Genomic DNA, 22,784 nt, shown 5'->3' with positions numbered 1-22,784 from the left:
CTTGTCGAAGGGACCGGGCGTACATGGGTCCCGGTGGCTTCGACAGGCTCAGCCACCTTGCGTTCGCGCGTGCGTTGGACCTTCGCGTTCGGGAGGTCCCTGAGCTTGTCGAAGGGGCCGGGCGTACATGGGTCCCGGTGGCTTCGACAGGCTCAGCCACCTTGCGTTCGGGTGTGCGCCGGCCCCGGTGGCTTCGACAGGCTCAGCCACCTTGCGTTCGGGCGTGCGCCGGCCACGGTGGCTTCGACAGGCTCAGCCACCTTGCGTTCGGGCGTGCGCCGGCCCCGGTGGCTTCGACCGGCTCAGCCACCTTGCGTTCGGGCGTGCGCCGGCCCCGGTGGCTTCGACCGGCTCAGCCACCTTGCGTTCGCGCGTGCGCCGGCCACGGTGGCTTCGACAGGCTCAGCCACCTTGCGTTCGGGCGTGCGCCGGCCCCGGTGGCTTCGACGGGCTCAGCCACCTTGCGTTCGGGCGTGCGTTTGCTCCGGTGGCTTCGACCGGCTCAGCCACCTTGCGTTCGGGCGTGCGTCGGCCCCGGGGCCTTCGACGGGCTCAGCGACCTCGCGTGCGAAGGGGCGCGGCCCTCGCGTTCTCAGGCGGGGAAGTCGACCGGGCGCTCGGGGTCGGACGACGGCGTGCTGTCGGCCGGGTACGGCACGGGCCACTGGGGGTCGGGCACAGCCCACCCTGCGGCCCGCAGGGCACGGCGGGACAGCTCGCGCGCCGAGTAGGGCGTGCGCACTCCGCGGATGTCGCGGTAGTCCTGGTGCCCGGGGCCGGCCCAGAGGATCGCGTCGCCCTCGCCGACGAGTTTCACGGCCTCGAGGATCGCGCGCTCGGGCGGGGTGAACTCATGGATCTCGGCATCCGGACGCGCACGACGAGCGCCCTCGACGAGCACCTCGCGGATCGTGTCGGGATTCTCGTGACGCGGGTGGTGATCGGTCACGATGAGGATGTCGCTGCCCTCGACCGCGGTGCGCCCCATGTCGTGGCGCTTCGTGGCGTCGCGGTCGCCGTCGGCGCCGAAGAGCATGACGACGCGGCCGGGCGTGACGCGGCGCACGGCGGCGAGCGTCTTCTCGAAGGCGTCGGGGGAGTGACCGAAGTCGACGTAGACCGCGGGACCCTCGGGGCCCGAGATGAGCTGCGTGCGACCCGGCAACGACGCGTCGATGCGCTCGCCGTCGAGGGTGCTGAACACGTGCTCCCAGGTGTAGCCGACCTCGAGCAGCATGACGATCGCGAGGCCCGCGTTGGCGGCCATGTGTCGGCCGATCACGGGCACGACGGTGGTCAACGCGCGACCCTTGCCGTCGCTGAGGGTGAACTCGGTGCCCTCCTGTCGTTCGTCCACGATCTCGACGGTCCAGTCGGCGGATGCCGCGGAGGCGGCGTCTTCGGCGATGGCGGGGGTCGCGATGGTCACGACGGGGATCTCGGCCCGCGCGGCGATCTCGGCGCCCGAGGCGGAGTCGAGGCACACCACGCCGCGGTGCGCGCGATCGGGGCGGAAGAGGGGGAGCTTCGCCTCGAAGTACTCGCGCATGTCGGCGTAGTCGTCGAGGTGGTCGTGCGTGAGGTTGGTGAAGCCCGCGACGTCGAAGACGAGGCCGTCGACGCGGTGCCGGGTGAGGGCCTGCGCGCTGACCTCGACGGCGACGGCTTCGACGCCTCGTTCGCGCATGAGGGCGAGCAGGGCGTGGAACTCCGAGGCCTCGGGCGTGGTCAGTCGAGAGACGATGACCTCACCCGCGATGTGACGCTCGGCGGTCGACGACAGTCCGGTCACGACGCCGAGCTGGCCGAGGATGCCCTCGAGCAGGTGCGAGACGCTCGTCTTACCGTTGGTGCCGGTGGTCGCCAACAGTTGAGGAAGCCGGTCGTCGGGGCCAGTGCCGTAGACCCAGGCCGACAGGTCGCCGAGCAGCGCGCGCGGGTCGTCGACCACGACGATGGGAAGCCCCGTGGGGGCGGCGATCTCGGCGCCCGCGTCGTCGGTGATCACCGCGACGGCGCCGCGCTCGGCGGCGGTGGCGGCGAACTCCGCGCCGTGACGGTTGACGCCGCGGATCGCCACGAAGGCCTCGCCCGCGCGCAGATCGGCGGTGGCCAGCGTGATGCCGGTCAGGGTCGTGCCCTCGACATCTCCCACGGTGCGCACGCCGTAGCGGCGGGCGAGCTCGGCGAGGTCGCGGCGGGGCGGACGCTCCGGTCGGAGGACGGGCGGCAGGTTCGAGGGGGCGTCGGAGGACATCCCCACCATTGTCTCATCCGGGGTCGCACAGACACCGCATCGCGGCCGCACGGGCGGTTCAAAGGCCCGCGGCGGTATCGTCGGCGGGTGACTGCGATCGCGTTCCTCATCGGCGTCGTCGTGCTCGTCGTCGGACTCGCCGTTTCGATCGCGCTGCACGAGATCGGACATCTGCTGCCCGCCAAGCTCTTCGGCGTGCGCGTGGGCCAGTACATGATCGGCTTCGGACCGACGCTGTGGTCCAAGCGCATCGGCGAGACCGAGTACGGCTTCAAGCTGCTTCCCCTGGGGGGATTCATCTCGATGGCGGGCATGTACCCGCCGGCCCCCGACGACGGCACCCCCGAGAAGAAGCGCTCGCGCTTCTTCGCCACGATGGTGCAGGACGCCCGCGACGCGAACGCCGAGACGTTGATCGCCGCCGACGACCGCGTCTTCTACAAGCTGCCGGTCTACAAGCGCATCATCGTCATGCTCGGCGGACCGATCATGAACCTCATCCTGGCGTTCGTGCTCTCTGCCATCGCGCTCAGCGGTATCGGCGTGGCCACGGCCACCACGACCGTCGCGGCGGTGTCGCAGTGCGTGATCCCGGCCAGCGACAACCGCACCGACTGCACCTCGACCGACCCCGTCGCCCCGGCCGCCGCCGCCGGCATCCAGCCCGGCGACAAGATCGTGTCGGTCGACGGGACCCCGGTGTCGACGTTCGCAGAAGCCGCGGCGATCATCCAGAAGTCGCCGGGCCAGGCGCTGTCGGTCGTCATCGACCGCGACGGCACGCAGCGGACGGTCAGCGTGACGCCGGCGCAGACCGATCGCGCCGTCACCGACGCGCAGGGCAAGGCCGTCACCGACGCCTCCGGCGCGCCCGAGTACGAGACCCTCGGCTTCGCCGGGCTCACCGCGCAGCAGACTTTGGTTCCGCAGCCGATCTGGGCCGGCCCCGAGGCGACCATCCAGCAGGTGGGCAGCGTCGCGCAGATCATGACGCAGCTCCCGGTGCGCGTCTACGACACGGCCGTCGACCTGTTCACCGGTCAGCCGCGCGACCCGAACGGTCCGCTGAGCGTCGTCGGCGCCGGGCGCCTGGCCGGCGAGTTCGCCGCCATCGACGCGCCGATCCTCGATCGCGTGGGCGCGATCATCGGTCTGCTCGCGGCGCTGAACATCGCGCTGTTCGTGTTCAACCTCATCCCGCTGCTGCCCCTCGACGGCGGTCACGTCGTCGTCGCGCTGTGGGACGGCATCAAGCGCTGGTTCGCGCGGCTGCGCGGCACGGTCGCCCGGCCGGTCGACGCGACAAAGCTGGTGCCCCTGACCTTCGTGGTGGTCGTGCTGCTGGTGGGCATGGGCGGGGTGCTGTTCCTCGCCGACGTCTTCAACCCGGTGCAGCTGCTCTAGCGCTCCGCGCCGCGGGTGAGGGGGGCTTCGACGGGCTCAGCCACCCTGGGAACAGAGGTCCCTGAGCTTGTCGAAGGGCCCGGGAGTTCGCGGGTGGCGGGGGCTTCGACAGGCTCAGCCACCTTGGTACGCGGGTGGCGGGGGCTTCGACAGGCTCAGCCACCTTGGTACGCGGGTGGCGGGGGCTTCGACAGGCTCAGCCACCTTGGTTCGCGGGTGGCGGGGGCTTCGACAGGCTCAGCCACCTTGGTTCGCGGGTGGCGGGGGCTTCGACAGGCTCAGCCACCTTGGTACGCGGGTGGCGGGGGCTTCGACAGGCTCAGCCACCTCGGCGCGCGTCAGAGCGCGTGGGCGATGAGACGCTCGAGGGTGCGCATGCCGTCGCGCGACAGGATCGACTCCAGGTGGCCCTGCACGCTCGCGAAGCCGGGGCCCCGCAGCGCGTAGACGTCGCCCGTCTCGGCATCCGCGGCGATGTCGACGCCCGGGGCCGCGGCATCCGTCGCCCGTGCCGTGAAGGTGTTGTAGAACCCGATCGAGGCGGGCTCGCCGAACACGTCGACGCTCTTCTGCAGACCCTGGTGGGGCTGCGCGAGCGGGGCGAGGTCGAGGCCGAGCCGGTCGGCGAGGATCTGGTGGCTGAGGCACACCGCGAGCAGCGGGGCGTCGTTCGTCAGCCGCCGCGAGACCACGTGGCGCATCGCGCTCATGCGCGCGCTGTCGTCGCGCGGGTCGCCGGGCCCGGGGCCCGACACGACGAGGTCGGCGCCGTCGACGTCGGCATCCGACGCCTCCGACCAGTGGACGATGCGGGTGTCGAGGCCGAGGTGACGCAGCTGGTGCGCGAGCATCGTGGTGAAGCGGTCCTCGGCGTCGACCACGAGGGCGGTGCGACCGGCGAAGGGACCCGATCCGTCGGGGTCCTGCGGGTTCATCCAGAACGGCGCGAGGCGTTCGTTGCGGGATGCCAGCAGCTCGGCGATCGCGGGATCCTCGGCCAGCGGCCGACGTGCGGTGGCCGGGGCGTCGGGATCGGCGTCGGCGGGGGCCACGGGCACGTCGCGGGGGATGGCGCCGATCGCACCGAGCACGCCGGCGGCCTTGCCGTGGGTCTCGCCGACCTCGCCGTAGGGGTCGGAGTGGCGCACGAGGGTGGCTCCCACCGGCACGCGCAGGCGGCCGTCCACCAGATAGGCCGTGCGGATGAGGATCGGGGCGTCGAGGTCGTGCGTGGGCCCCTCGGCGTTGCCGTTCGGGGTGAAGAGCGCGGCGACGCCGGAGTAGTACCCGCGCGGCGTCGTCTCGTGGCGCGCGATCACCGTGCACGCGTTCTGCATGGGCGAGCCGGTCACGGTGGGGGCGAACATCGTCTCGCGCAGGATGTCGCGCGGGTCGAGGTCGCTGCGGCCGCGCAGCATGTACTCGGTGTGGGTCAGGCGCGACATCTCTTTGAGGTGCGGGCCCGTGATGCGTCCGCCGTCGCTGCAGACGGCGCTCATCATCTTCAGCTCCTCGTCGACGACCATGAAGAGCTCTTCGGTCTCTTTGGTCGAGCGCAGGAATTCCGCGAGGGTCTCGGCGGTCGCCCCGCCGGCGGGGTGACGGAAGGTGCCCGAGATGGGGTTCATCGTGACGATGCCGTCTTTGGCGCTCACGTGCGCCTCGGGGCTCGCGCCCACGGCGATGTGCCCCTCGGTCACGACCGCGAAGGTCCAGTAGGCGCCCTTCTCGTGCTCGAGCAGAGCGCGGAACCACGTGAGGGCGGCGACGCGCGGATCGACGTCGACGCCGGCGACGAAGTCGCGACGGATCACGAAGTTCGCCCCCTCGCCGCGACCGATCTCGTCGGCGATCACCCGGCGCACGATGTCGGCGTAGTCCTCGTCGGCGAGGTCGAAGCCGGCGTCGTCGAGCGGCACGGGGGAGGAGGGCAGGACGGCCATGGCCTCGGCGCGCGGCAGGGCCACCCGCTCGTCGATCACGAGGCACCGCAGCGGCGCGCCGTCGTCGTGACAGACGAACCCGCGCTCGCGCACCTGGCGGTACGGCACGAGGGCGAGCACCTCGCGCGGCGCGCCCGAGGCGTCGATCAGCGGGATGTCGGCGAGCAGCTCGACGTCGACGACATCGCCGGTGAGCACCTCGACCGACTCGCCGTCACGGGCGATGAGGGCGAAGGGGGCGGATCCCGCCGCGAGGTCGGCGAGCAGGGTGGAGGGGTCGGGCCCGGTCATCGAGGTACTTCCGTCTGTGATCGTGGGTCCAAAGCGGCCGCCGGAAACAACAAGACCGCCCGGATCTCCAGGGGAGGGGCGGTCTGCGCATGCGTGCTCACCGCCTAGACGGTGGGCCACCAAGACAGGGGTGCATGCATGGCGCCGAACCTACCACAGGGGGCTCTCGGCGGCGGTTCAGGCCCCGTGCGGTGCGGGCGGCGTAGGCTGAGCCCGTGCCTGCTGTGAACCTCGGAATGCCCCGCGTGCCGGAGACCCTCGCGCCTCGTCGCAAGACCCGTCAGATCCGGGTCGGCAAGGTGCTCGTCGGTGGCGACGCCCCCGTCAGCGTCCAGTCGATGACCACGACGCCCACCACCAACATCAACGCCACGCTGCAGCAGATCGCCGAGCTCACGGCATCCGGATGCGAGATCGTGCGCGTGGCGGTGCCGTCGCAGGACGATGCCGACGTGCTGCACATCATCGCCAAGAAGAGCCAGATCCCGGTCATCGCCGACATCCACTTCCAGCCGAAGTACGTGTTCCAGGCGATCGACGCCGGATGCGGCGCGGTGCGTGTGAACCCGGGCAACATCCGCAAGTTCGACGACCAGGTCGGCGCGATCGCCAAGGCCGCGAAAGACGCCGGCGTCTCGCTGCGCATCGGCGTCAACGCCGGATCGCTCGACCGTCGCCTGCTCGAGAAGTACGGCAAGGCCACGCCCGAAGCCCTCGTCGAGAGCGCCGTGTGGGAGGCCTCGCTGTTCGAAGAGCACGACTTCCACGACTTCAAGATCTCGGTCAAGCACAACGACCCCGTCGTGATGGTGAAGGCGTATCGCATGCTCGCCGAGCGGGGCGACTGGCCCCTGCACCTCGGTGTGACCGAGGCCGGCCCCGCGTTCCAGGGCACGATCAAGAGCGCCACGGCGTTCGGCATCCTGCTGTCCGAGGGCATCGGCGACACGATCCGCGTCTCGCTGTCGGCCCCGCCGGCCGAAGAGGTCAAGGTCGGCCACCAGATCCTGCAGTCGCTGAACCTGCGCGAGCGCAAGCTCGAGATCGTCTCGTGCCCCTCGTGCGGTCGCGCCCAGGTCGACGTGTACACGCTCGCCGACGACGTGACCGAGGGCCTCAAGGACATGACTGTTCCGCTGCGCGTGGCCGTCATGGGCTGCGTCGTCAACGGACCCGGCGAGGCGCGCGACGCCGACCTGGGCGTGGCCTCGGGCAACGGCAAGGGCCAGATCTTCGTCAAGGGAGAGGTCGTCAAGACCGTTCCCGAGAGCGAGATCGTGGCGACCCTCATCGCCGAGGCGAACCGCCTCGCTGCCGAGATGGGTCCGGATGCCGCGACCGGGACGGCCCAGGTCATCACGGCCTGATTCACCCGGGCGCGACGCCCGGCCGCCGAACGCACCCGCGTCCGGGAGCGACCCCCGCGGTCCGATAGCGTCGGGATTCTCATGACCGAGACTCCCACCGCCTCTCTCGCTCGTCCCCTCGTCGCCGGGGTCGTCACCGCCCTGGTCGGTTTCACCAGCACCTTCGCCGTCGTGCTGACGGGTCTTCGCTCGGTGGGCGCCTCGCCCGCGCAGGCGGCGAGCGGTCTGCTCGCGATCACCCTCGTGGTCGGCATCGGCTGCGTGATCCTCGCGTCGCGGTATCGCATCCCGATCACCGTGGCGTGGTCGACGCCGGGTGTCGCGCTGCTCGCGGCCACCGGCACGGTCGACGGCGGCTGGTCGGCCGTGGTGGGCGGGTTCTTCGTGTGCGCGGCGCTGATCCTGTGCACGGCGCTGTTCCCGCCGTTGGGGGCGCTCATCGCGCGCATCCCGCCCTCGATCGCGCAGGCGATGCTCGCGGGGGTGCTGCTGCCGCTGTGCGTCGCGCCTTTCGTCGGCCTCGTCGACGACCCGTGGGGTGTCGCGCCGGTGCTGATCGTGTGGCTGGTCGCCTCGCGGGTTCTTCCCCGATGGGCCGTGCCGCTGGCGTTCGTCGCCGCGATCGTCGTGGTGGCGATCGAGCTGGCGCGCACGGGCGTGAACGCGGATGCCGCCTCGCTCCTGCCGCATCTGGAGTTCACCGCCCCGACCCTCACCCTCGGCGCCGTGGTGGGCGTCGGGCTACCACTGTTCGTGGTGACGATGGCGTCGCAGAACGTGCCCGGCGTCGCGGTCATGCGCAGCCTCGGGTTCACGATCCCGTGGCGCCCCGCGATGCTCGTCACCGGCCTCGGCTCGGCCGCGGCCGCGGGCTTCGGCGGGCACGTGATGAACCTCGGCGCGATCAGCGCGGCGATCGCCGCCGGCCCCGACTCGCACCCCGACCCGAAGAGACGCTGGGTCGCCGGAGTCTCGGCCGGGGGCACCTACCTCGTGCTCGGCGCGCTGTCGGCCGCGTTCGCCGCGATCGTGCTTCTCGCCCCGGCGGGGGTCATCCCCGCGGTGGCCGGCGTGGCCCTGTTCGGTGCGTTCGGCTCGGCCGTGCAGCAGGCCATCGACGACCCCGGCGAGCGGGTTCCCGCCGTGGTGACGTTCCTCGTCGCGGCATCCGGGATCGCCGTCTTCGGGGTCAGCGCGGCGTTCTGGGCCCTGCTGGCGGGGCTCGTCATGCGCACCGTGCTGCACGTGGGGCGGCGTCGCGCCGTGTGACCAGGTTGACCAAGTGCGGTTGACCGATGTCGGAGGTGGGTGCGAGTCTGCTCTCATGAAGACGTCGCGAGTGAAGGTGCAATACGCCAAGACGCATCTGTCCGCCCTCATCGCCTCCGTGCAACGCGGCGACGAGGTCGTCATCGCGCGGGGCGATACCCCGGCCGCGCGGCTGGTCGCCGTCGAGCCGCCGGCGGAGCGGGAGTTGGGCTTCGTGGCCTACGCGATCCCGGAGTCGTTCTCCGACCCCCTGCCCGAAGAGGAGCTCTCGGCCTGGGAGGCCGGTGCGTGAGGTATCTGCTCGATACGCACACGCTTCTCTGGGCGCTGACCGCCCCGGATCGCCTCGGCCCGGCCTCCTCGACGATCCTTGCCGACCCGTCGTCGACGATCGTCGTGTCCGCCGCCTCTGCGTGGGAGATCTCGACGAAGCAGCGGATCGGCAAACTCCCGCACGCCGACGCGCTCGTCGGGGGCTACGCACGCCATCTCGATCGCCTCGGCGCGGAGAGGCTCCCGATCGACGAGACGCATGCGCTCCTCGCCGGAGCCCTGCAGTGGGATCATCGTGACCCGTTCGACCGGATGCTCGCCGCGCAGGCGATGGTGGAGTCCCTCACGCTTCTCAGCAGCGACGACGCGTTCTCTCGGCTGGCAGGCCTCGCCGTTCAGTGGTGAGACGTGAGCGGTCGGACTTTTTCCTGTGAGCCCGCGCGCAGGGAGGTGATTCTGCCGCGAGAGCTGGTGAATGCTCGACTACTTCTGTGCTTCGTCGGAGGGCGTGACTCTCTCCGAGTGGTTTCATGAGCCCGCGGCGATCCGGCGAACGCCCGGTGCACGCCGTCGCTCTCCTTCCGATCCCCCGCACCCGAGGTGGCTCCATGTCCCGCTCGACCTCCGGACGCCCGGCCCGCGCCCGAGCCGGTCTTCTCGTCGTCCTCGCCCTGACGCTGACGTCGACGGGGTCGCTGGTGCGCCGGCCGCGCGGAGGTGGCGCGCGCCGTGTTCACCGCTGAAGCCGCGCCGAGCCCGACGCCCACGCCGAGCCCGTCGTCGAGCACCGGTCCCGGTGCGGGTGCCGGCACGGGTGGGGCAGGGGCCACGCCGACCTCCGCCCCGGCCACGGGATCGCCGGCGGGTGCCCTCGCGGTCATGGGAACGGATGCCGCGCCAGCCGGACCGGTGACGGCTGCGTCGCTATTGCTGGGCGGCGGGGCGGCCCTGATGGCCGTTCGACGGGCGCGGACCGCACGACGGACCGCCTCGCGTCGATAGAGGAGCGACGGAGGGGGCCGAAGCGCGATGGCGAATCGGCCCCCTCCGTTCGTGATCGCACGGGACGTGCGAGCACGGCCGTCTCGAGAGCGACGGACCCGTCACCTTTTCGTTATCGAAACCGCCACGTCGGTCGTGAACCGATCGACGGATCGTGGACATTACAGAGTGTGGATGACGACGACGCCGGGCTGTGGACCCGGGTGCGCCAAGGCGACGAGCTCGCGCTCGCCGCTCTGTTCGATCGGTACGACGCGCGGCTGTTCCGGCACGCGTCGCGCCTGCTGACCCATCGGGAGGACGCCAAGGACGCCGTGACCGTGGCGTTCTTCGAGCTGTGGCGCAAACGCGCCTCGGTGCGTCTGGTCGACGGGTCGCCCCTGCCGTGGCTGCTGACGACGGTCGCCCACTGCGCGCGGAACCTCGAGCGCTCGAGCAGGAGGTACCGCGCCCTGCTCGATCGCGCACCGGTCGCGGCGACCGCGACGTCGGGACACGACGACAGCGGAGTGCTCTCGGCGCTCAAGCGGTTGCCCGAGCGCGAACAGGCGGTCGTGGTGCTGTCGGTGCTCGAGGGCTACCCCGAGCGCGAGATCGCTCAGGCACTCGGCATTCCGGCCGGAACGGTGAAGTCGCGGCTGTCCCGCGCGAAGGCGAAGTTGCGCGACGAGCTCGCGCTGGAAGGGGTCCGGGCATGATCGACCAGCTGACACCCGACGAGCGCGCCGCCCTGCGCGCCCGCATCGTGGGCGGAGCCCGCGACATCAAGCCCGCGGGTGCCCACCGCGGCGCCTGGATCGCCGGATCCGTCGCGGCCCTGCTCGTGGTCGCGCTCGCCGGGGGAGTGGCGGCCACGACGACGCTCAGCGCACCGCCGATCGCGAACACCCCGTCGCCCAGCCCCACGGCCACCGTGGCGCCGGTGCCGACCCCGACGGCCTCGCAGACTCCGACCCCGACGGCGCCGCCGGCGCGGATCGTGGCACAACCCGCGTCGCGCTTCTCGTTCGGCTGCGCCGACGTGGCTCCATTCGTCGCGTCGTTCTTCGGTGGGGAGGTGCCCGAGATCGCTTCCACGATTCCGCGTCTCACGGGGAACGCCTGGCTGCCCGGGCCGATGCAGTACTCCTTCGAGCAGGCGGGCGCGCTCTACTGCGAGTTCGGTGAGCTCAACGGGCGCTCGGCGGAGGTTTCGATCGTTCCCGACGCCGAGGGCGTCGTGGAGCATCATCGTGCCGTGCTCGGCGACACCTGTAGCGCCGAGTTCCCGTGCGAACTCATCGAGGGCGCCTTCCTCTCCGTCGTGGGAACCTCGGATGGCGAGGTCGGGCGAACGCCCGAGGACGACGCGCTGAGCGCGGTCGCGGCCTCGCAGATCGGCGATCTCATCCGCGCGTCTCCGCCATCCGCGTCGCGATGGGTCCCGCCGACCGGGTCGAGGGCGCTCCCGGGTGAGTGCGCGACGGTCCTTCCTCCGGAACGGTTGGGACCGATCGTCGGCATCCCCGGCCTCAAATCCGTCGAAGACGGGTGGGGAGGATGGAGCGTGCAGGCATGGATGCTCGACGGCTACTGGGACGCACCTCTCTGCCACTACTACCCCGCGAGTGCCACGAACGATCTCGACACGGAGTCGGTTCGCGTGACCTGGCTGCCGGGCGGCGAGTGGGCCTTCGACGCCGCGGTCACCGGCCAGCCGATTTCGGCGACCGGCGGGCGAACGACCGACGCCGCGCGACTCAGCGAGGGGCCGCTGGGCGGGGGCACCGTCTACTACGCGGACGTTCTCGTCGACGGGAACTGGGTGCGCGTCGCCCTGCCCTGGTCCATGACGGAGGGTGATCGTCCCGCGGCGGTGAAGAGCATCGCCGAGCTGGTCTTCGAGGGCGTCTACGGCTGAGGCCTAGACTCGTCTCTCGTGGTCACCCGTCTGTCGAACTACTTCCTCCGCACGCTCCGCGAAGATCCCTCGGATGCCGAGGTCACGAGCCACCGCCTGCTCGTGCGCGCCGGTTACATCCGTCGCAACGCCCCGGGCGTCTTCGCGTGGCTCCCTCTGGGTCTGAGGGTCAAGGCCAAGATCGAGGCCGTCGTCCGCGAGGAGATGGCGAACGCCGGAGCGTTCGAGGTGCACTTCCCGGCGCTGCTGCCCCGCGAGCCGTATGAGGTCACGGGACGCTGGGAGGAGTACGGCGACGCGCTGTTCCGCCTGCAGGACCGCAAGGGCGCCGACTACCTTCTCGCGCCCACGCACGAGGAGATGTTCACCCTGCTGGTGAAGGACCTGTACTCGTCGTACAAAGACCTGCCGCTGACGATCTATCAGATCCAGGACAAGTACCGCGACGAGGCGCGTCCTCGCGCCGGCCTCCTCCGCGGCCGCGAGTTCACGATGAAGGACGCGTACTCGTTCGACGCGACGGATGCCGGTCTCGACGCCTCGTACCAGGCTCAGCGCGACGCTTACGAGCGCATCTTCACCCGCCTGGGCCTCGAGTACGTGATCGTCGCCGCCGACGCCGGCGCGATGGGCGGATCGAAGTCGGAGGAGTTCCTGCACCCGACCCCGATCGGCGAAGACACCTTCGTGCGCTCGGCCGGCGGCTACGCGGCGAACGTCGAGGCCTTCACGACCGTCGTCCCCGAGTCGCTGCCGATCGAGGGGCAGCCCGAGGCCGTGATCTTCGACTCGCCGAACACTCCGACGATCGCGACCCTCGTCGACCACGCGAACGCGCACCTCGAGGCCCCCGCGCCCGGCATCGCCGGTCCGGCCACCGCCGAGGCCACCCAGTGGACGGCCGCGCACACGCTCAAGAACGTCGTGCTCGCCCTCACACACCTCGACGGCACGCGCGAGCTCGTCGTCGTGGGCCTTCCCGGCGACCGCGACGTCGACGACAAGCGCGTCGAGGTCGCCTTCGCCCCCGCCGAGGTCGAGGCGGCCACCGAGGCCGACTTCGCGAAGAACCCGCTGCTGGTCAAGGGCTACATCGGCCCCTGGTCGCCGACCGGTCCCGTGCTGGGCGAGGAGTCGGCGACGAACATCCGCTACGTGCTCGACCCCCGCGTGGTCGACGGCACGGCGTGGATCACGGGCGCCAACATCGACCAGACGCACGTGCGCTCCCTCGTCGCGGGCCGCGACTTCGTCGGCGACGGCGTCGTCGAGGTCTCGACCGTGCGCGCGGGCGACCCCGCCCCCGACGGCTCCGGCCCGGTGGAACTGGCGCGCGGCATGGAGATCGGCCACGTCTTCCAGCTCGGCCGCAAGTACGCCGAGGCTCTGGGCCTGAAGGTGCTCGACGAGAACGGCAAGCTCGCCACCGTCACGATGGGCTCGTACGGCATCGGCGTCACCCGCATCCTCGCGATCATCGCCGAGCTCAACAACGACGCCAAGGGCCTGATCTGGCCGGAGTCCGTCGCGCCGTTCGACGTGCACGTGGTCGCGACCGGCCGCGACGCCGTGGCGTTCGAGCTCGCGGCATCCGTCTCCGACCAGCTCGAGGCAGCCGGTCTCGACGTGCTCTACGACGACCGCCCCAAGGTGTCGCCCGGCGTGAAGTTCGGCGACGCCGAGCTCGTCGGCATCCCGCGCATCCTCATCGTGGGTCGCGGCGCGGCCGAGGGTCAGGTCGAGCTCTGGGACCGCCGGACGGGCGAACGCGACACCGTGTCGGTCGACGACGCCATGGCGGCGCTCACGCGCTGAGCCTCCGCCCCGCCTTATCATCGCGAGACTGCATCTCGCTGACGACACGGCTGCAGGTTGCAACCGACATGTCAGCGAGATGCAGTTTCGCGGTCTTCGACGCAGCGAGTCGGGGCGGGTGGTCAAGCGACCCGGCACGCGCGGGCGACTCGGTAGCGTGGATGCCATGATCGCCGCACCCCGCCTGTCGCTGAGCGACGGCTCCACCATCCCGCAGCTCGGCGTCGGCACGTACAAGGTGCCCGCAGACGTCACCGCCGGTCTCGTCGAGGGCGCGCTCGCCGCCGGGTACCGCCACATCGACACGGCCGCGCTCTACGGCAACGAGGCCGAGGTCGGCGAAGGGCTGCGCGCCTCGGGCCTCGAGCGCGACGAGGTGTTCGTCACCACGAAGGTGTGGAACGACGACCAGGGGTTCGATGAAACGCTGCGGGCCTTCGACGCCAGCGCCGCGAAGCTCGGTCTCGACCGCGTCGACCTCTACCTCATCCACTGGCCGATCCCCAGTGCCGACCGCTACGTCGACACCTGGAGGGCGCTCCAGCGCCTACAGCAGGAGGGACGAGCGACCTCGATCGGCGTCAGCAACTTCTCGGTCGTGCACCTCGAGCGCCTGCGCGACGAGACCGGACTGCTGCCGGCCGTGAACCAGGTCGAGCTGCACCCGCGCTTCCCGCAGAACGAGCTGGTCGACTGGCACGTCGCGAACGGCATCGTGACCGAGTCGTGGGCGCCGCTCGCGCGCGGCGGCCTGCTCGACGAGCCGGTGCTCGCCCGCATCGCCGAGAAATACGGCAAGACGCCGGCCCAGGTCGTCATCCGCTGGCACCTCGATCGCGACCTCGTGGTGTTCCCGAAGTCGGTGTCGCTCGACCGCATCCGCGAGAACGGCGACGTCTTCGACTTCACGCTCGACGAGGACGACCACACCGTCATCGCGACCCTCGACACGGGCGAGCGCACGGGCCGCAACCCCGACCTCGACTGAGGCCCGAGCTCAGGCGTCGAGCCGTGCGTACCGCGCGCGGAAGACCGTGAAGACGCCGTAGGCGAGGAATCCCACACCGACGAGACAGGCGAGCACGGGGCCGGCGGGCAGGGCCACGACGGCGGCGGTCGCTCCGTCGAGCCCGCCCGCGGTGTCGGGCTCGACGGTGACGGCGGCGACGACCACGAGCACCCCCACGATCAGCAGGGCCACGCCCTTCGTGACGAATCCGACGACGCCGAGCACCGTGAGGGCGAAGCCGCCGGGGCCTGCCGGCGTGCGCACCTTGGAGTGGAACGACCGGCGCAGGCCCATCCAGACGAAGCCGACGCCGACCGCGGCCACCGCGAGACCGACCACGCCGAGCACGAATCCGCCGATCGGCCAGGTGAGCACGCCCTGGCTGAGGTCTTCGGCCGCCTGCTCGGCGCGTGGACGGGCCCCCAGGGCGACGGATGCCGACACCAGCCCGATCGCGACGAAGACGAGGCCCTGCGGGGCCTCGGCGAAGATCCGGCCGATCCGGCGCCACACCGAGAGGTGACGCGGGGCGAACGCCTGCAGCAGGTGCCAGGCGCCGAGGGCCACGAGTCCGACGGCCAGGGCCCACAGAGCGGCGGCGCCGAGGGGCGCCGCGGCGACCGCGCGGAACGCTCCGGTCTGATCGCTGTCCTCCTTCGCGCCGAGGCCGACCGCGATCACGAGCCCGCCGATGAGCAGGTGCAGGATGCCGTTGGCCGCGTACCCCGCGCGCGCGGCGATGCGGAACGCGGGGTTGGCCTCCGCGTCTCGGGCGGCGGCGCGGGCGGGGGTGGACACCTCTGCACCGTACGCGGTTCCGTGCCCCACCCCGCGCCGGTTGCGCCGCGCGGCTCCTGGGATGCTTGACCCTGACACCGTGTGAGGGGGGATAACGGAATCATGTTGTCCATCGGAGCGTTCGCGCAGATCGGCCAGGTGACCCACCGGATGCTCCGGCACTGGGACACGGCGGGTCTGCTCGTGCCCGCGCACGTGGACGAGTTCAGCGGCTACCGCTCCTACGACCCGTCGCAGCTGGAGAGGCTGCACCGGATCGTGGCTCTGCGCCAGCTCGGTTTCGGCCTCGACGACGTCGCCCTCATCCTCGATCAGGGGGTGGATGCCGACCGCATCGCCGGTCTGCTGCACGCGCGTCGCGCAGAGGTCGAGCGAGAGCACCGGATCGCGGCCGCTCGACTCGTCGACGTGGAGCGGCGGCTCCATCTGATCGAGAGAGAGACGCGCATGCGCGAGATCGAGACCATCCAGAAGCCCCTCCCCGCCGTCCGCCTGGCGGCTCGGCGCACGATCGCCCCGTCGTCGGCGGCCATCGCCGACATCGTCGGTCCGGCCTTCCACGAGGTCGCCGCGGTGATCGGCGACGTCGGCGGTGCACTCGAGACCCCGATCGCGCAATACACCGCGGTCGAGGACGGGCTCGAGATCGTGGCCGGGTACGTGTACAGCGGGGCGGCGCGGGAGGGGATGGACCTCGTCGATCTGGCCGCTGTCGATCAGGCGGTGTGCGGCATCCACCTGGGCCCCATGGACGGGATCGCGGAGAGCTGGCAGTCGATCCACTCCCAGATCCTCGCGCGGGGGTTCGTTCCCGCGGGTCCGTGCCGCGAGCTGTACGTGCGGGCCGAGTCCGACGATCAGTCCGACTGGGTCACTGAGCTGCAGCAGCCGGTCGCGACCGCCTGACCGTGCCACTCTCCGACCCCCGGGGGAGCGGCCGACGGCACCCGCCCGCGAGCCGGTAGCGCACGCGGCGGCCCGCCCGGGTCGCCGCGCGACGGTGCTTATCATTGCCTGATGCCCGCGACCCGCCGACCGCACCTGCGCCGGTGGAACGCCCTCCCCGCGCTCGTGCGCAACGCGCCGCCGCGGGTGCTGCTGCTAGTCGGGGCGATCGTGGTGGCCCTGGGCGTGCTCATCGTCTCGCGCCCGCTCACCTCCCTCGTGCTGCTCGGCGTGTACGTCGGCGCGAGCGCCGTGGTCATGGGCGTCGTCGAGCTCGTGAGGCGGCCCGCGGGCTGGTGGCAGCGCGCGGTCTCGGCCGCGTGGATCGTCGCCGGTCTCGCCGTGCTCGTCTGGCTCGGCCGCAGCCTCGAGCTGCTTCCGCCCGTGCTCGCGGTGCTGCTGGTGATCGGTGGTCTCGCCTCGGTGGGGCGCGCGACCGGCGCGGGTCCCGCGAGCGCACGCATCCTCGCGCTCGCGTGGGGCGTCGCTCAGATCGCGTTCGGGCTGCTGTCGTTCACGTGGCCCGATGTCACGGTGTTGGTGCTGGCGGTCGTCTTCGGTGTGCGCACGGTCGTGTTCGGCCTGGGCGTGTTCTGGCGCGGGGTGGTCGGCATCCGGCGCCCGCGGCAGCGGAAGGAGCCCTTCGACGCGCAGCGCGCGGTGCGCCGACGGGTGATCCGCGCCCGCTGGGCAGCGGCCGGTCGCTACGCCCTGTCGCTCGTGCTCGTGGCGACGGCGGCGGGCGGATGGTGGCTCAACGACTGGCTCGACGACGGCGCCCCGGTGGTCGACGCGTTCTACGACCCGCCCGCGCAGGTGCCGAGCGGGCACGGTCGCCTCATCCGCTCCGACGCCTATCTCGGCCGACTCCCCGAGAACGGCGACGTCTCGCGCATCCTGTACACCACGCGCGACGCGCTCGATGGTCCGGCCGTCGCCAGCGCGCTCGTCATCGTGCCCAAAGACCCGCCCGCCGGCCCCCGCCCCGTCATCGTGTGGAACCACGGCACGACCGGGGTGGCCCAGGGCTGCGCGCCGAGCCTGCGCGACGCTTCGGCGACGAAGTGGTCGATCCCGGCCCTCGAACAGGCGCTCAAAGCGGGGTGGGTGGTCGTGGCATCCGACTTCTCCGGCCAGGGGGCACCGGGGGCCTACCCCTACCTGATCGGCGAGGGCGAGGCCCGCTCATCGCTCGACGCGGTGCTCGCGACCGCCGAACTGCGCACCGACCTGACGCTCTCGCCCGACACCGTCGTGTGGGGTCACTCCCAGGGCGGTCACGCGGCACTGTGGACCACCGCGATCGCGAAGGACTACGCGCCCGGCCTCGACGTGCTCGGCACCGCGGTGGTCGCCCCCGTCGCCGATCCGCCCGCGCTCGCCGAGGAGCTGCTGTCGGGGCCGCCCAACGCGATGCTGTCGGTGATCACCTCCTGGGTGCTGGTGCCCTACTCCGACACGTACCCCGACGTGCGCCTCGACGACTACATCGCCGAGGGTTCGCGATCGATCGTGCTCGAGATGACGCAGCGCTGCCCGAGCGAACCCGGCGTGGTCGTGTCGGTGCTCGCCGCCCTCGGGGTGTCGGAGGACAGGCCGCTCTACAGCGCCGACCTCACCGACGGGGCGCTCGGGGAGCGGCTGGCCGAGAACGCGATGACCGCCCCGTTGGGCACGCCCATGCTGGTGGCCTGGGGCGCCGACGACGAGGTGATCCCGCCGAAGCTGCAGCGCGACTACGTCGCGAAGCTCTGCGCCGAGGGTCAGGACGTGCGCTGGGCGACCTACGCGGGCTACGACCACCTGCGCCCGATCCTGCCCAAGTCGCGATTCCTGCCCGTGCTCTACGACTGGACGAAGAAGCTCATCGAACGCAAAGACCAGGTGATCGACGGCTGCGGCCTGCGCTGACACGCGCTCCGCGCAATACGGCGCCGGAGTGAAGATCGTGTGTCGTTCCCGTTCCGCGTTGGCGCAAGGGGGCCGTACTCATTACGGTCGGAGAATGCCCGAGAACACCGCTGAGCTGCGCCCCACTCACCCGCTCGCGATCGCGCCGGTCGTCGCCCCCGCGGCATCCGTCGACGGCTTCGCGAAGCAGTTCCTGCAGAACCTCAACTTCGACCAGGGCGTCACGCTGTCGAACTCCGACGTCAACGACCAGTACCTGGCCCTGGCGTACACGGTGCGCGATTACCTCATGGCGCGCTGGTTCGACGATCGCGCGCAGCAGAAGGCCCAGCAGAACAAGACCGTCTGCTACCTCTCGGCCGAGTACCTGCTGGGACGCCAGCTCGACAACAACCTCCTCGCCGCGCGACTGACCGACATCGCGACCGAGGCGCTCGCGCAGTGCGGCATCGACATCGACGACCTGCGCCAGGTCGAGATCGAGCCCGGACTCGGCAACGGCGGCCTCGGTCGCCTCGCGGCCTGCTTCATCGACTCGCTCGCGACGATGAGCATCCCCACCATCGGTTACGGCATCCGGTACGAGTACGGCATCTTCCGCCAGGCCTTCAACGAGGGGCAGCAGGTCGAGCAGCCCGACGCGTGGCTGCGCATGGGCTCGCCGTGGGACTTCGCCCACCCCGAGGCCGCGCAGACGATCTCGTTCGCCGGCACCACCGAGACCTACGACGACGAGGGCGTCGAGCGCACGCGCTGGGTACCCGAGTGGAACGTGCTCGCCGTGCCGTACAACATGATGGTCCCGGGCTACCACAACGGCCGCGTGAACACCCTCCGCCTGTGGCGTGCGGTGGCCACCAACGCCTTCGACCTGCACACCTTCAACTCCGGCGACTACGTCGAGTCGGTGCGCGCGCAGACCTTCGCCGAGAACATCTCGAAGGTGCTCTACCCCGAGGACTCCACGCCCCAGGGCAAGGAGCTGCGCCTGCAGCAGCAGTACTTCTTCGTCGCGGCATCCATCGCCGACTTCATCGAGAACGTGCTGCCCGACGACTTCGACATCGAGAAGCTCCCCGAGCGCGTGATCTTCCAGCTCAACGACACCCACCCGGTGATCGGGGTGCCCGAGCTGATGCGCGTGCTCGTCGACGAGAAGAAGCTCGAGTGGGATGCCGCGTGGGCGATCACGCAGAAGTGCTTCGCCTACACCTGCCACACGCTGCTGCCCGAGGCGCTCGAGGTCTGGTCGGTCGACCTGCTCGGTCACCTGCTGCCGCGTCACCTCGAAATCATCTACCGCATCAACGACGAGTTCCTGCTCGAGGTGCGCGAGCGCTTCGGCGACGACGAGATGCTCATCCGCAACATGTCGATCATCGGCGAGCACCCTTCGCGCTCAGTGCGCATGGCCTACCTCGCCACGGTCGCCGGGTCGAAGGTCAACGGCGTCGCGGAGCTGCACTCGCAGCTGCTGCGCGACAACGTGCTGAAGGACTTCGCCACCATGTGGCCCGACAAGTTCACCAACGTCACCAACGGCGTGACCCCGCGCCGCTTCCTGCGCCTGGCCAACCCCGACCTGTCGAGCCTCATCACCGAGGCCCTCGGTGCCGGATGGACCGTCGACCTCGAACGCCTGCGCGGCCTCGAGGCCCTGGCCGACGACGCCGACTTCCGCGAGCGCTTCGCCGCGGTGAAGGCCTCGAACAAGCGTCGCCTCAGCAGCGTGCTCGAGGCCCGCGGAGAAGCGCCTCTCGACGACGGTCACATGCTCGACGTCATGATCAAGCGCCTGCACGAGTACAAGCGCCAGACGCTCAAGGTGCTGCACATCGTCAGCACCTACGAGGGCATCGTCTCAGGCCGCCTCGACGTCGACGAGGTGCAGGCGCGCACGTTCCTCTTCGGGGCGAAGGCCGCGCCCGGCTACGGCATGGCCAAGCGCATCATCCACCTCATCAACGCCGTCGGCGAGGTGGTCAGCGCCGACGAGCGGGTCAAGGGCAAGCTCAAGGTCGTCTACCCGGCCAACTACAACGTGACCCTGGCCGAGCGCATCATCCCCGCGGCCGACCTGTCGGAGCAGATCTCGCTCGCCGGCAAAGAGGCCTCGGGCACGGGCAACATGAAGCTCGCCCTCAACGGCGCCCTCACCATCGGCACCGACGACGGCGCGAACGTCGAAATCCGCAAGCTCGTCGGCGACGACAACTTCTTCCTCTTCGGCATGAGCGAGCCCGAGGTCGAGGAACTGTGGGCCGAGGGCTACCGCCCCGCCGACTTCTACCAGAAGGACGAACGGCTGCGCAGCGCGATCGACCTCATCGCCTCGGGCGCCTTCTCGGGCGGCGACCGCACCGTGTTCGAGCCGCTCGTGTCGAACCTGCTGTACGAAGACCGCTTCATGGCGCTCGCCGACTTCTCGACGTACCTCGACGCCCAGGACCGCGTCGACGCCGCCTACGCCGACCAGGACGGCTGGGTGCGCTCGGCCATCCTCAACGTCGCGCGCAGCGGCTACTTCTCGTCCGATCGGGCCATGCGCGACTACCTGGACCGCATCTGGCACGCCACCCCGGTGAGCTGACGCGGTTTCCGGATGCCGCGACCCGGGCGCTCGCCCGAGGTCGCGGCATCCGTCGTTCCGGCGCCTGAACCTGGGGCGGTGACGGGCGCGGTGCGTGCACAACTCCGGAGATTCGGATGCCGCGCCGACCGCGCACCCCGTCATCGCGCGTGCATCACCGCGCGCGGCGCTGTCATCTCCTGCGTTGTGCACGCGCGCTGGCGGAAAGGCTGCGAAGGCTGGCCGACCGGCGACGGCGTCGAGGGGCGACCTGCGCGAGAGTGGAAGCCTCTCGATCCCGGAGGCCCCGTGCGCATCAGCGACTTCCCCGTTCCCGACACCCTCGCCGGCCGCGGGGCCCTCTCGCTCGCCCGGCAGTACCAGTCGCCCGCGATCACCGCGCACGCGCTGCGGTCGTGGTTGTGGGCCGAGGCGTTCGCCGTCATCGACGGCATCCGGGACATCGACCACGAGCTGCTGTACGTCGGCGCGGTGCTGCACGACATCGGCACCGTCGGCTCATTCGACAACCACACGCTGTCGTACGAACACGCGGGCGGGCACGTCGGCGTCGCGCTCACCGCGGGCGCGGGGTGGGAGCAGCCCCGCCGCGAGCGCGTGCTCGAGGTGATCGTGCGGCACAACTGGCCGCGCGTGGATCCGGCGATGGATGCCGAGGGGCACCTGCTCGAGATCGCGACGGGCCTCGACATCTCGGGCGCCCGCCCCGACGCGCTGCCCGAGGACTTCCGCCGCGAGGTGCTCGCCGCCCACCCGCGCGGAGCCCTCGCCGCGGAGTTCGGCGCGTGCGTGCTCGATCAGGCCGTCCGCAAGCCCGACACCGCCGCCCGACGACTCGTCGACGGGGGAGTGGTGGCCAAGCTCGCCGCGAATCCGCTCGAAACCCTCTGATCCCCGACGTCGCGGCATCCGGGATCGCCCGCCGAGATGCGAGCGGCCGGTTATCCCGGGTATCGTAGGAGGGTTGTCGGCGCCGGTCGTGCCGACGAAAGCTGAACAACGGAGGGCCTTGTGGACATCGATCTCGCACTACTCAAGACGATCGAACGCGAGAAGGAGATCCCCTTCGACGAACTCGCGCGCATCATCGAGCAGGCGATCCTGACGGCCTACGCCAAGCACATCTCGCCGACCGGTGAGATCCCCACGGGAGCGCGCGCCACTCTCGACCGCAAGACCGGTCACGTCGGCATCTTCACCCCCGTCACCGACGACGAGGGCGCGATCGTCGGCGAAGAGGAGCAGGCCCCCGACGACTTCGGTCGCATCGCCGCCTTCGCCGCCAAGCAGGTCATCAGCCAGCGTCTGCGCGACATCGCCGACGACGCCGTGCTGGGCGAGTTCCGCGGCAAAGAGGGCGACATCGTCGCCGGCGTCGTGCAGCAGGGCCCCAACCCGCGCATGGTCCACGTCGATCTCGGCACGGTCGAGGCGATCCTCCCGCCCGAAGAGCAGGTGCCCGGCGAGACCTACGCCCACGGCTCGCGACTGCGGGTGTACGTCACGAGCGTCTCGAAGGGCAACAAGGGCCCGCAGATCACCGTGTCGCGCACGCACCCGGGCCTGGTCCGCAAGCTCTTCGCCCTCGAGGTGCCCGAGATCGCCGCGGGGCTCGTCGAGATCGTTTCGCTCGCCCGCGAGGCCGGCCACCGCTCGAAGATCGCCGTCAAGGCCAACGACCCGACAGTGAACGCCAAGGGCGCCTGCATCGGAGAGCTCGGCCGCCGCGTGCGCGCCGTCACCGAAGAGCTCGCCGGCGAGAAGATCGACATCATCGACTACGACGCCGAGCTGCCGCGCTTCGTCGCGAACGCCCTGTCGCCGGCGAAGGTCACCTCGTCGTTCGTCCTGGATGCCACGACCAAGGCCGTCCGCGCCCTCGTGCCCGACTACCAGCTGTCGCTCGCGATCGGCAAAGAGGGGCAGAACGCCCGTCTGGCGGCCAAGCTGACCGGTGCGAAGATCGACATCCAGCCCGACAGCATCCTCGAAGACAACTGAGCGTCCGAT

General features: G+C 70.9%; 17 protein-coding genes. 14 read left to right on the top strand and 3 right to left on the bottom strand.

Annotated features, from left to right (window positions below; genetic code table 11):
- Positions 1-592: 592 nt before the first annotated feature.
- Complete coding sequence (locus RWH43_RS00570) at positions 593-2,257, bottom strand: Mur ligase family protein (protein ID WP_154095955.1); 1,665 nt, start codon at positions 2,255-2,257, stop codon at positions 593-595.
- Between the two features lie 87 nt (positions 2,258-2,344).
- Here RWH43_RS00570 and RWH43_RS00565 point away from each other — a divergent pair, with 87 nt between their 5' ends.
- Complete coding sequence (locus RWH43_RS00565; RefSeq protein ID WP_144828487.1) at positions 2,345-3,661, top strand: M50 family metallopeptidase; 1,317 nt, start codon at positions 2,345-2,347, stop codon at positions 3,659-3,661.
- 338 nt (positions 3,662-3,999) lie between these two features.
- Here RWH43_RS00565 and RWH43_RS00560 read toward each other — a convergent pair whose 3' ends face one another.
- Positions 4,000-5,895: an anthranilate synthase family protein gene (locus RWH43_RS00560; protein WP_316000388.1), complete on the bottom strand. Its 1,896-nt coding sequence runs from the start codon at positions 5,893-5,895 to the stop codon at positions 4,000-4,002.
- Positions 5,896-6,131: 236 nt separating this feature from the next.
- On the opposite strand from RWH43_RS00560, the gene ispG reads away from it, so the two are divergent.
- From ispG to RWH43_RS00520, 8 genes are all read left to right on the top strand, one after another.
- Positions 6,132-7,262: a flavodoxin-dependent (E)-4-hydroxy-3-methylbut-2-enyl-diphosphate synthase gene (gene ispG / locus RWH43_RS00555; protein WP_144831737.1), complete on the top strand. Its 1,131-nt coding sequence runs from the start codon at positions 6,132-6,134 to the stop codon at positions 7,260-7,262.
- 81 nt (positions 7,263-7,343) lie between these two features.
- Positions 7,344-8,531, top strand: a complete 1,188-nt coding sequence (locus RWH43_RS00550; RefSeq protein ID WP_316000387.1) for a benzoate/H(+) symporter BenE family transporter — start codon at positions 7,344-7,346, stop codon at positions 8,529-8,531.
- Positions 8,532-8,586: 55 nt separating this feature from the next.
- Positions 8,587-8,823 carry a type II toxin-antitoxin system Phd/YefM family antitoxin gene (locus tag RWH43_RS00545; protein WP_144828478.1) on the top strand — a complete coding sequence of 79 codons (237 nt, stop codon included), beginning with the start codon at positions 8,587-8,589 and terminating at the stop codon, positions 8,821-8,823.
- Positions 8,820-9,209, top strand: coding sequence for a type II toxin-antitoxin system VapC family toxin (locus RWH43_RS00540; protein ID WP_230704371.1), 390 nt, complete (start codon positions 8,820-8,822; stop codon positions 9,207-9,209). Before RWH43_RS00545 ends, RWH43_RS00540 begins: the two co-directional genes overlap by 4 nt.
- A gap of 767 nt (positions 9,210-9,976) precedes the next feature.
- On the top strand, positions 9,977-10,504 hold the full coding sequence (locus tag RWH43_RS00535; protein WP_186325382.1) for an RNA polymerase sigma factor: 528 nt from the start codon (positions 9,977-9,979) through the stop codon (positions 10,502-10,504).
- Positions 10,501-11,706, top strand: a complete 1,206-nt coding sequence (locus RWH43_RS00530; protein WP_186325381.1) for a hypothetical protein — start codon at positions 10,501-10,503, stop codon at positions 11,704-11,706. Before RWH43_RS00535 ends, RWH43_RS00530 begins: the two co-directional genes overlap by 4 nt.
- An 18-nt stretch (positions 11,707-11,724) precedes the next feature.
- Positions 11,725-13,521: a proline--tRNA ligase gene (locus RWH43_RS00525; RefSeq protein ID WP_316000386.1), complete on the top strand. Its 1,797-nt coding sequence runs from the start codon at positions 11,725-11,727 to the stop codon at positions 13,519-13,521.
- A gap of 166 nt (positions 13,522-13,687) precedes the next feature.
- On the top strand, positions 13,688-14,509 hold the full coding sequence (locus tag RWH43_RS00520; RefSeq protein ID WP_316000385.1) for an aldo/keto reductase: 822 nt from the start codon (positions 13,688-13,690) through the stop codon (positions 14,507-14,509).
- 9 nt (positions 14,510-14,518) lie between these two features.
- On the opposite strand, the gene RWH43_RS00515 is transcribed toward RWH43_RS00520, so the two are convergent.
- Entirely contained in the window at positions 14,519-15,328 is an 810-nt protein-coding gene (locus tag RWH43_RS00515; RefSeq protein WP_187358349.1) for a DUF1206 domain-containing protein, read from the bottom strand.
- Positions 15,329-15,430: 102 nt separating this feature from the next.
- Here RWH43_RS00515 and RWH43_RS00510 point away from each other — a divergent pair, with 102 nt between their 5' ends.
- From RWH43_RS00510 to nusA, 5 genes are all read left to right on the top strand, one after another.
- Entirely contained in the window at positions 15,431-16,234 is an 804-nt protein-coding gene (locus RWH43_RS00510; protein ID WP_316000384.1) for a MerR family transcriptional regulator, read from the top strand.
- Between the two features lie 111 nt (positions 16,235-16,345).
- The gene (locus tag RWH43_RS00505; RefSeq protein ID WP_316000383.1) at positions 16,346-18,184 is read left to right on the top strand and encodes a lipase family protein; all 1,839 of its coding nucleotides are present in this window, start codon (positions 16,346-16,348) and stop codon (positions 18,182-18,184) included.
- A 94-nt stretch (positions 18,185-18,278) separates the two neighbouring features.
- The gene (locus RWH43_RS00500) at positions 18,279-20,774 is read left to right on the top strand and encodes a glycogen/starch/alpha-glucan phosphorylase (protein WP_316000382.1); all 2,496 of its coding nucleotides are present in this window, start codon (positions 18,279-18,281) and stop codon (positions 20,772-20,774) included.
- Positions 20,775-21,062: 288 nt separating this feature from the next.
- On the top strand, positions 21,063-21,665 hold the full coding sequence (locus tag RWH43_RS00495) for an HD domain-containing protein (protein WP_316000381.1): 603 nt from the start codon (positions 21,063-21,065) through the stop codon (positions 21,663-21,665).
- Between the two features lie 120 nt (positions 21,666-21,785).
- Positions 21,786-22,775 (top strand): transcription termination factor NusA, encoded by a 990-nt coding sequence (gene nusA / locus RWH43_RS00490; RefSeq protein ID WP_316000380.1) that lies wholly within the window; start codon positions 21,786-21,788, stop codon positions 22,773-22,775.
- Positions 22,776-22,784 lie beyond the last annotated feature (9 nt).

The organism is Microbacterium algihabitans (genome assembly GCF_032464975.1).
Taxonomy (GTDB): domain Bacteria; phylum Actinomycetota; class Actinomycetes; order Actinomycetales; family Microbacteriaceae; genus Microbacterium; species Microbacterium algihabitans.
The sequence above is the reverse complement of the archived record's forward strand: the minus strand, read 5'-3'. Positions and strand labels throughout refer to the sequence as shown.

Coding starts and splice junctions, on each gene's coding strand:
- RWH43_RS00560 (WP_316000388.1), bottom strand. CDS start 5,895: ATGACCGGGCCCGACCCCTCCACCCTGCTCGCCGACCTCGCGGCGGGA.
- RWH43_RS00550 (WP_316000387.1), top strand. CDS start 7,344: ATGACCGAGACTCCCACCGCCTCTCTCGCTCGTCCCCTCGTCGCCGGG.
- RWH43_RS00570 (WP_154095955.1), bottom strand. CDS start 2,257: ATGTCCTCCGACGCCCCCTCGAACCTGCCGCCCGTCCTCCGACCGGAG.
- RWH43_RS00505 (WP_316000383.1), top strand. CDS start 16,346: ATGCCCGCGACCCGCCGACCGCACCTGCGCCGGTGGAACGCCCTCCCC.
- RWH43_RS00530 (WP_186325381.1), top strand. CDS start 10,501: ATGATCGACCAGCTGACACCCGACGAGCGCGCCGCCCTGCGCGCCCGC.
- RWH43_RS00510 (WP_316000384.1), top strand. CDS start 15,431: ATGTTGTCCATCGGAGCGTTCGCGCAGATCGGCCAGGTGACCCACCGG.
- RWH43_RS00500 (WP_316000382.1), top strand. CDS start 18,279: ATGCCCGAGAACACCGCTGAGCTGCGCCCCACTCACCCGCTCGCGATC.
- RWH43_RS00520 (WP_316000385.1), top strand. CDS start 13,688: ATGATCGCCGCACCCCGCCTGTCGCTGAGCGACGGCTCCACCATCCCG.
- ispG (WP_144831737.1), top strand. CDS start 6,132: ATGCCCCGCGTGCCGGAGACCCTCGCGCCTCGTCGCAAGACCCGTCAG.
- RWH43_RS00545 (WP_144828478.1), top strand. CDS start 8,587: ATGAAGACGTCGCGAGTGAAGGTGCAATACGCCAAGACGCATCTGTCC.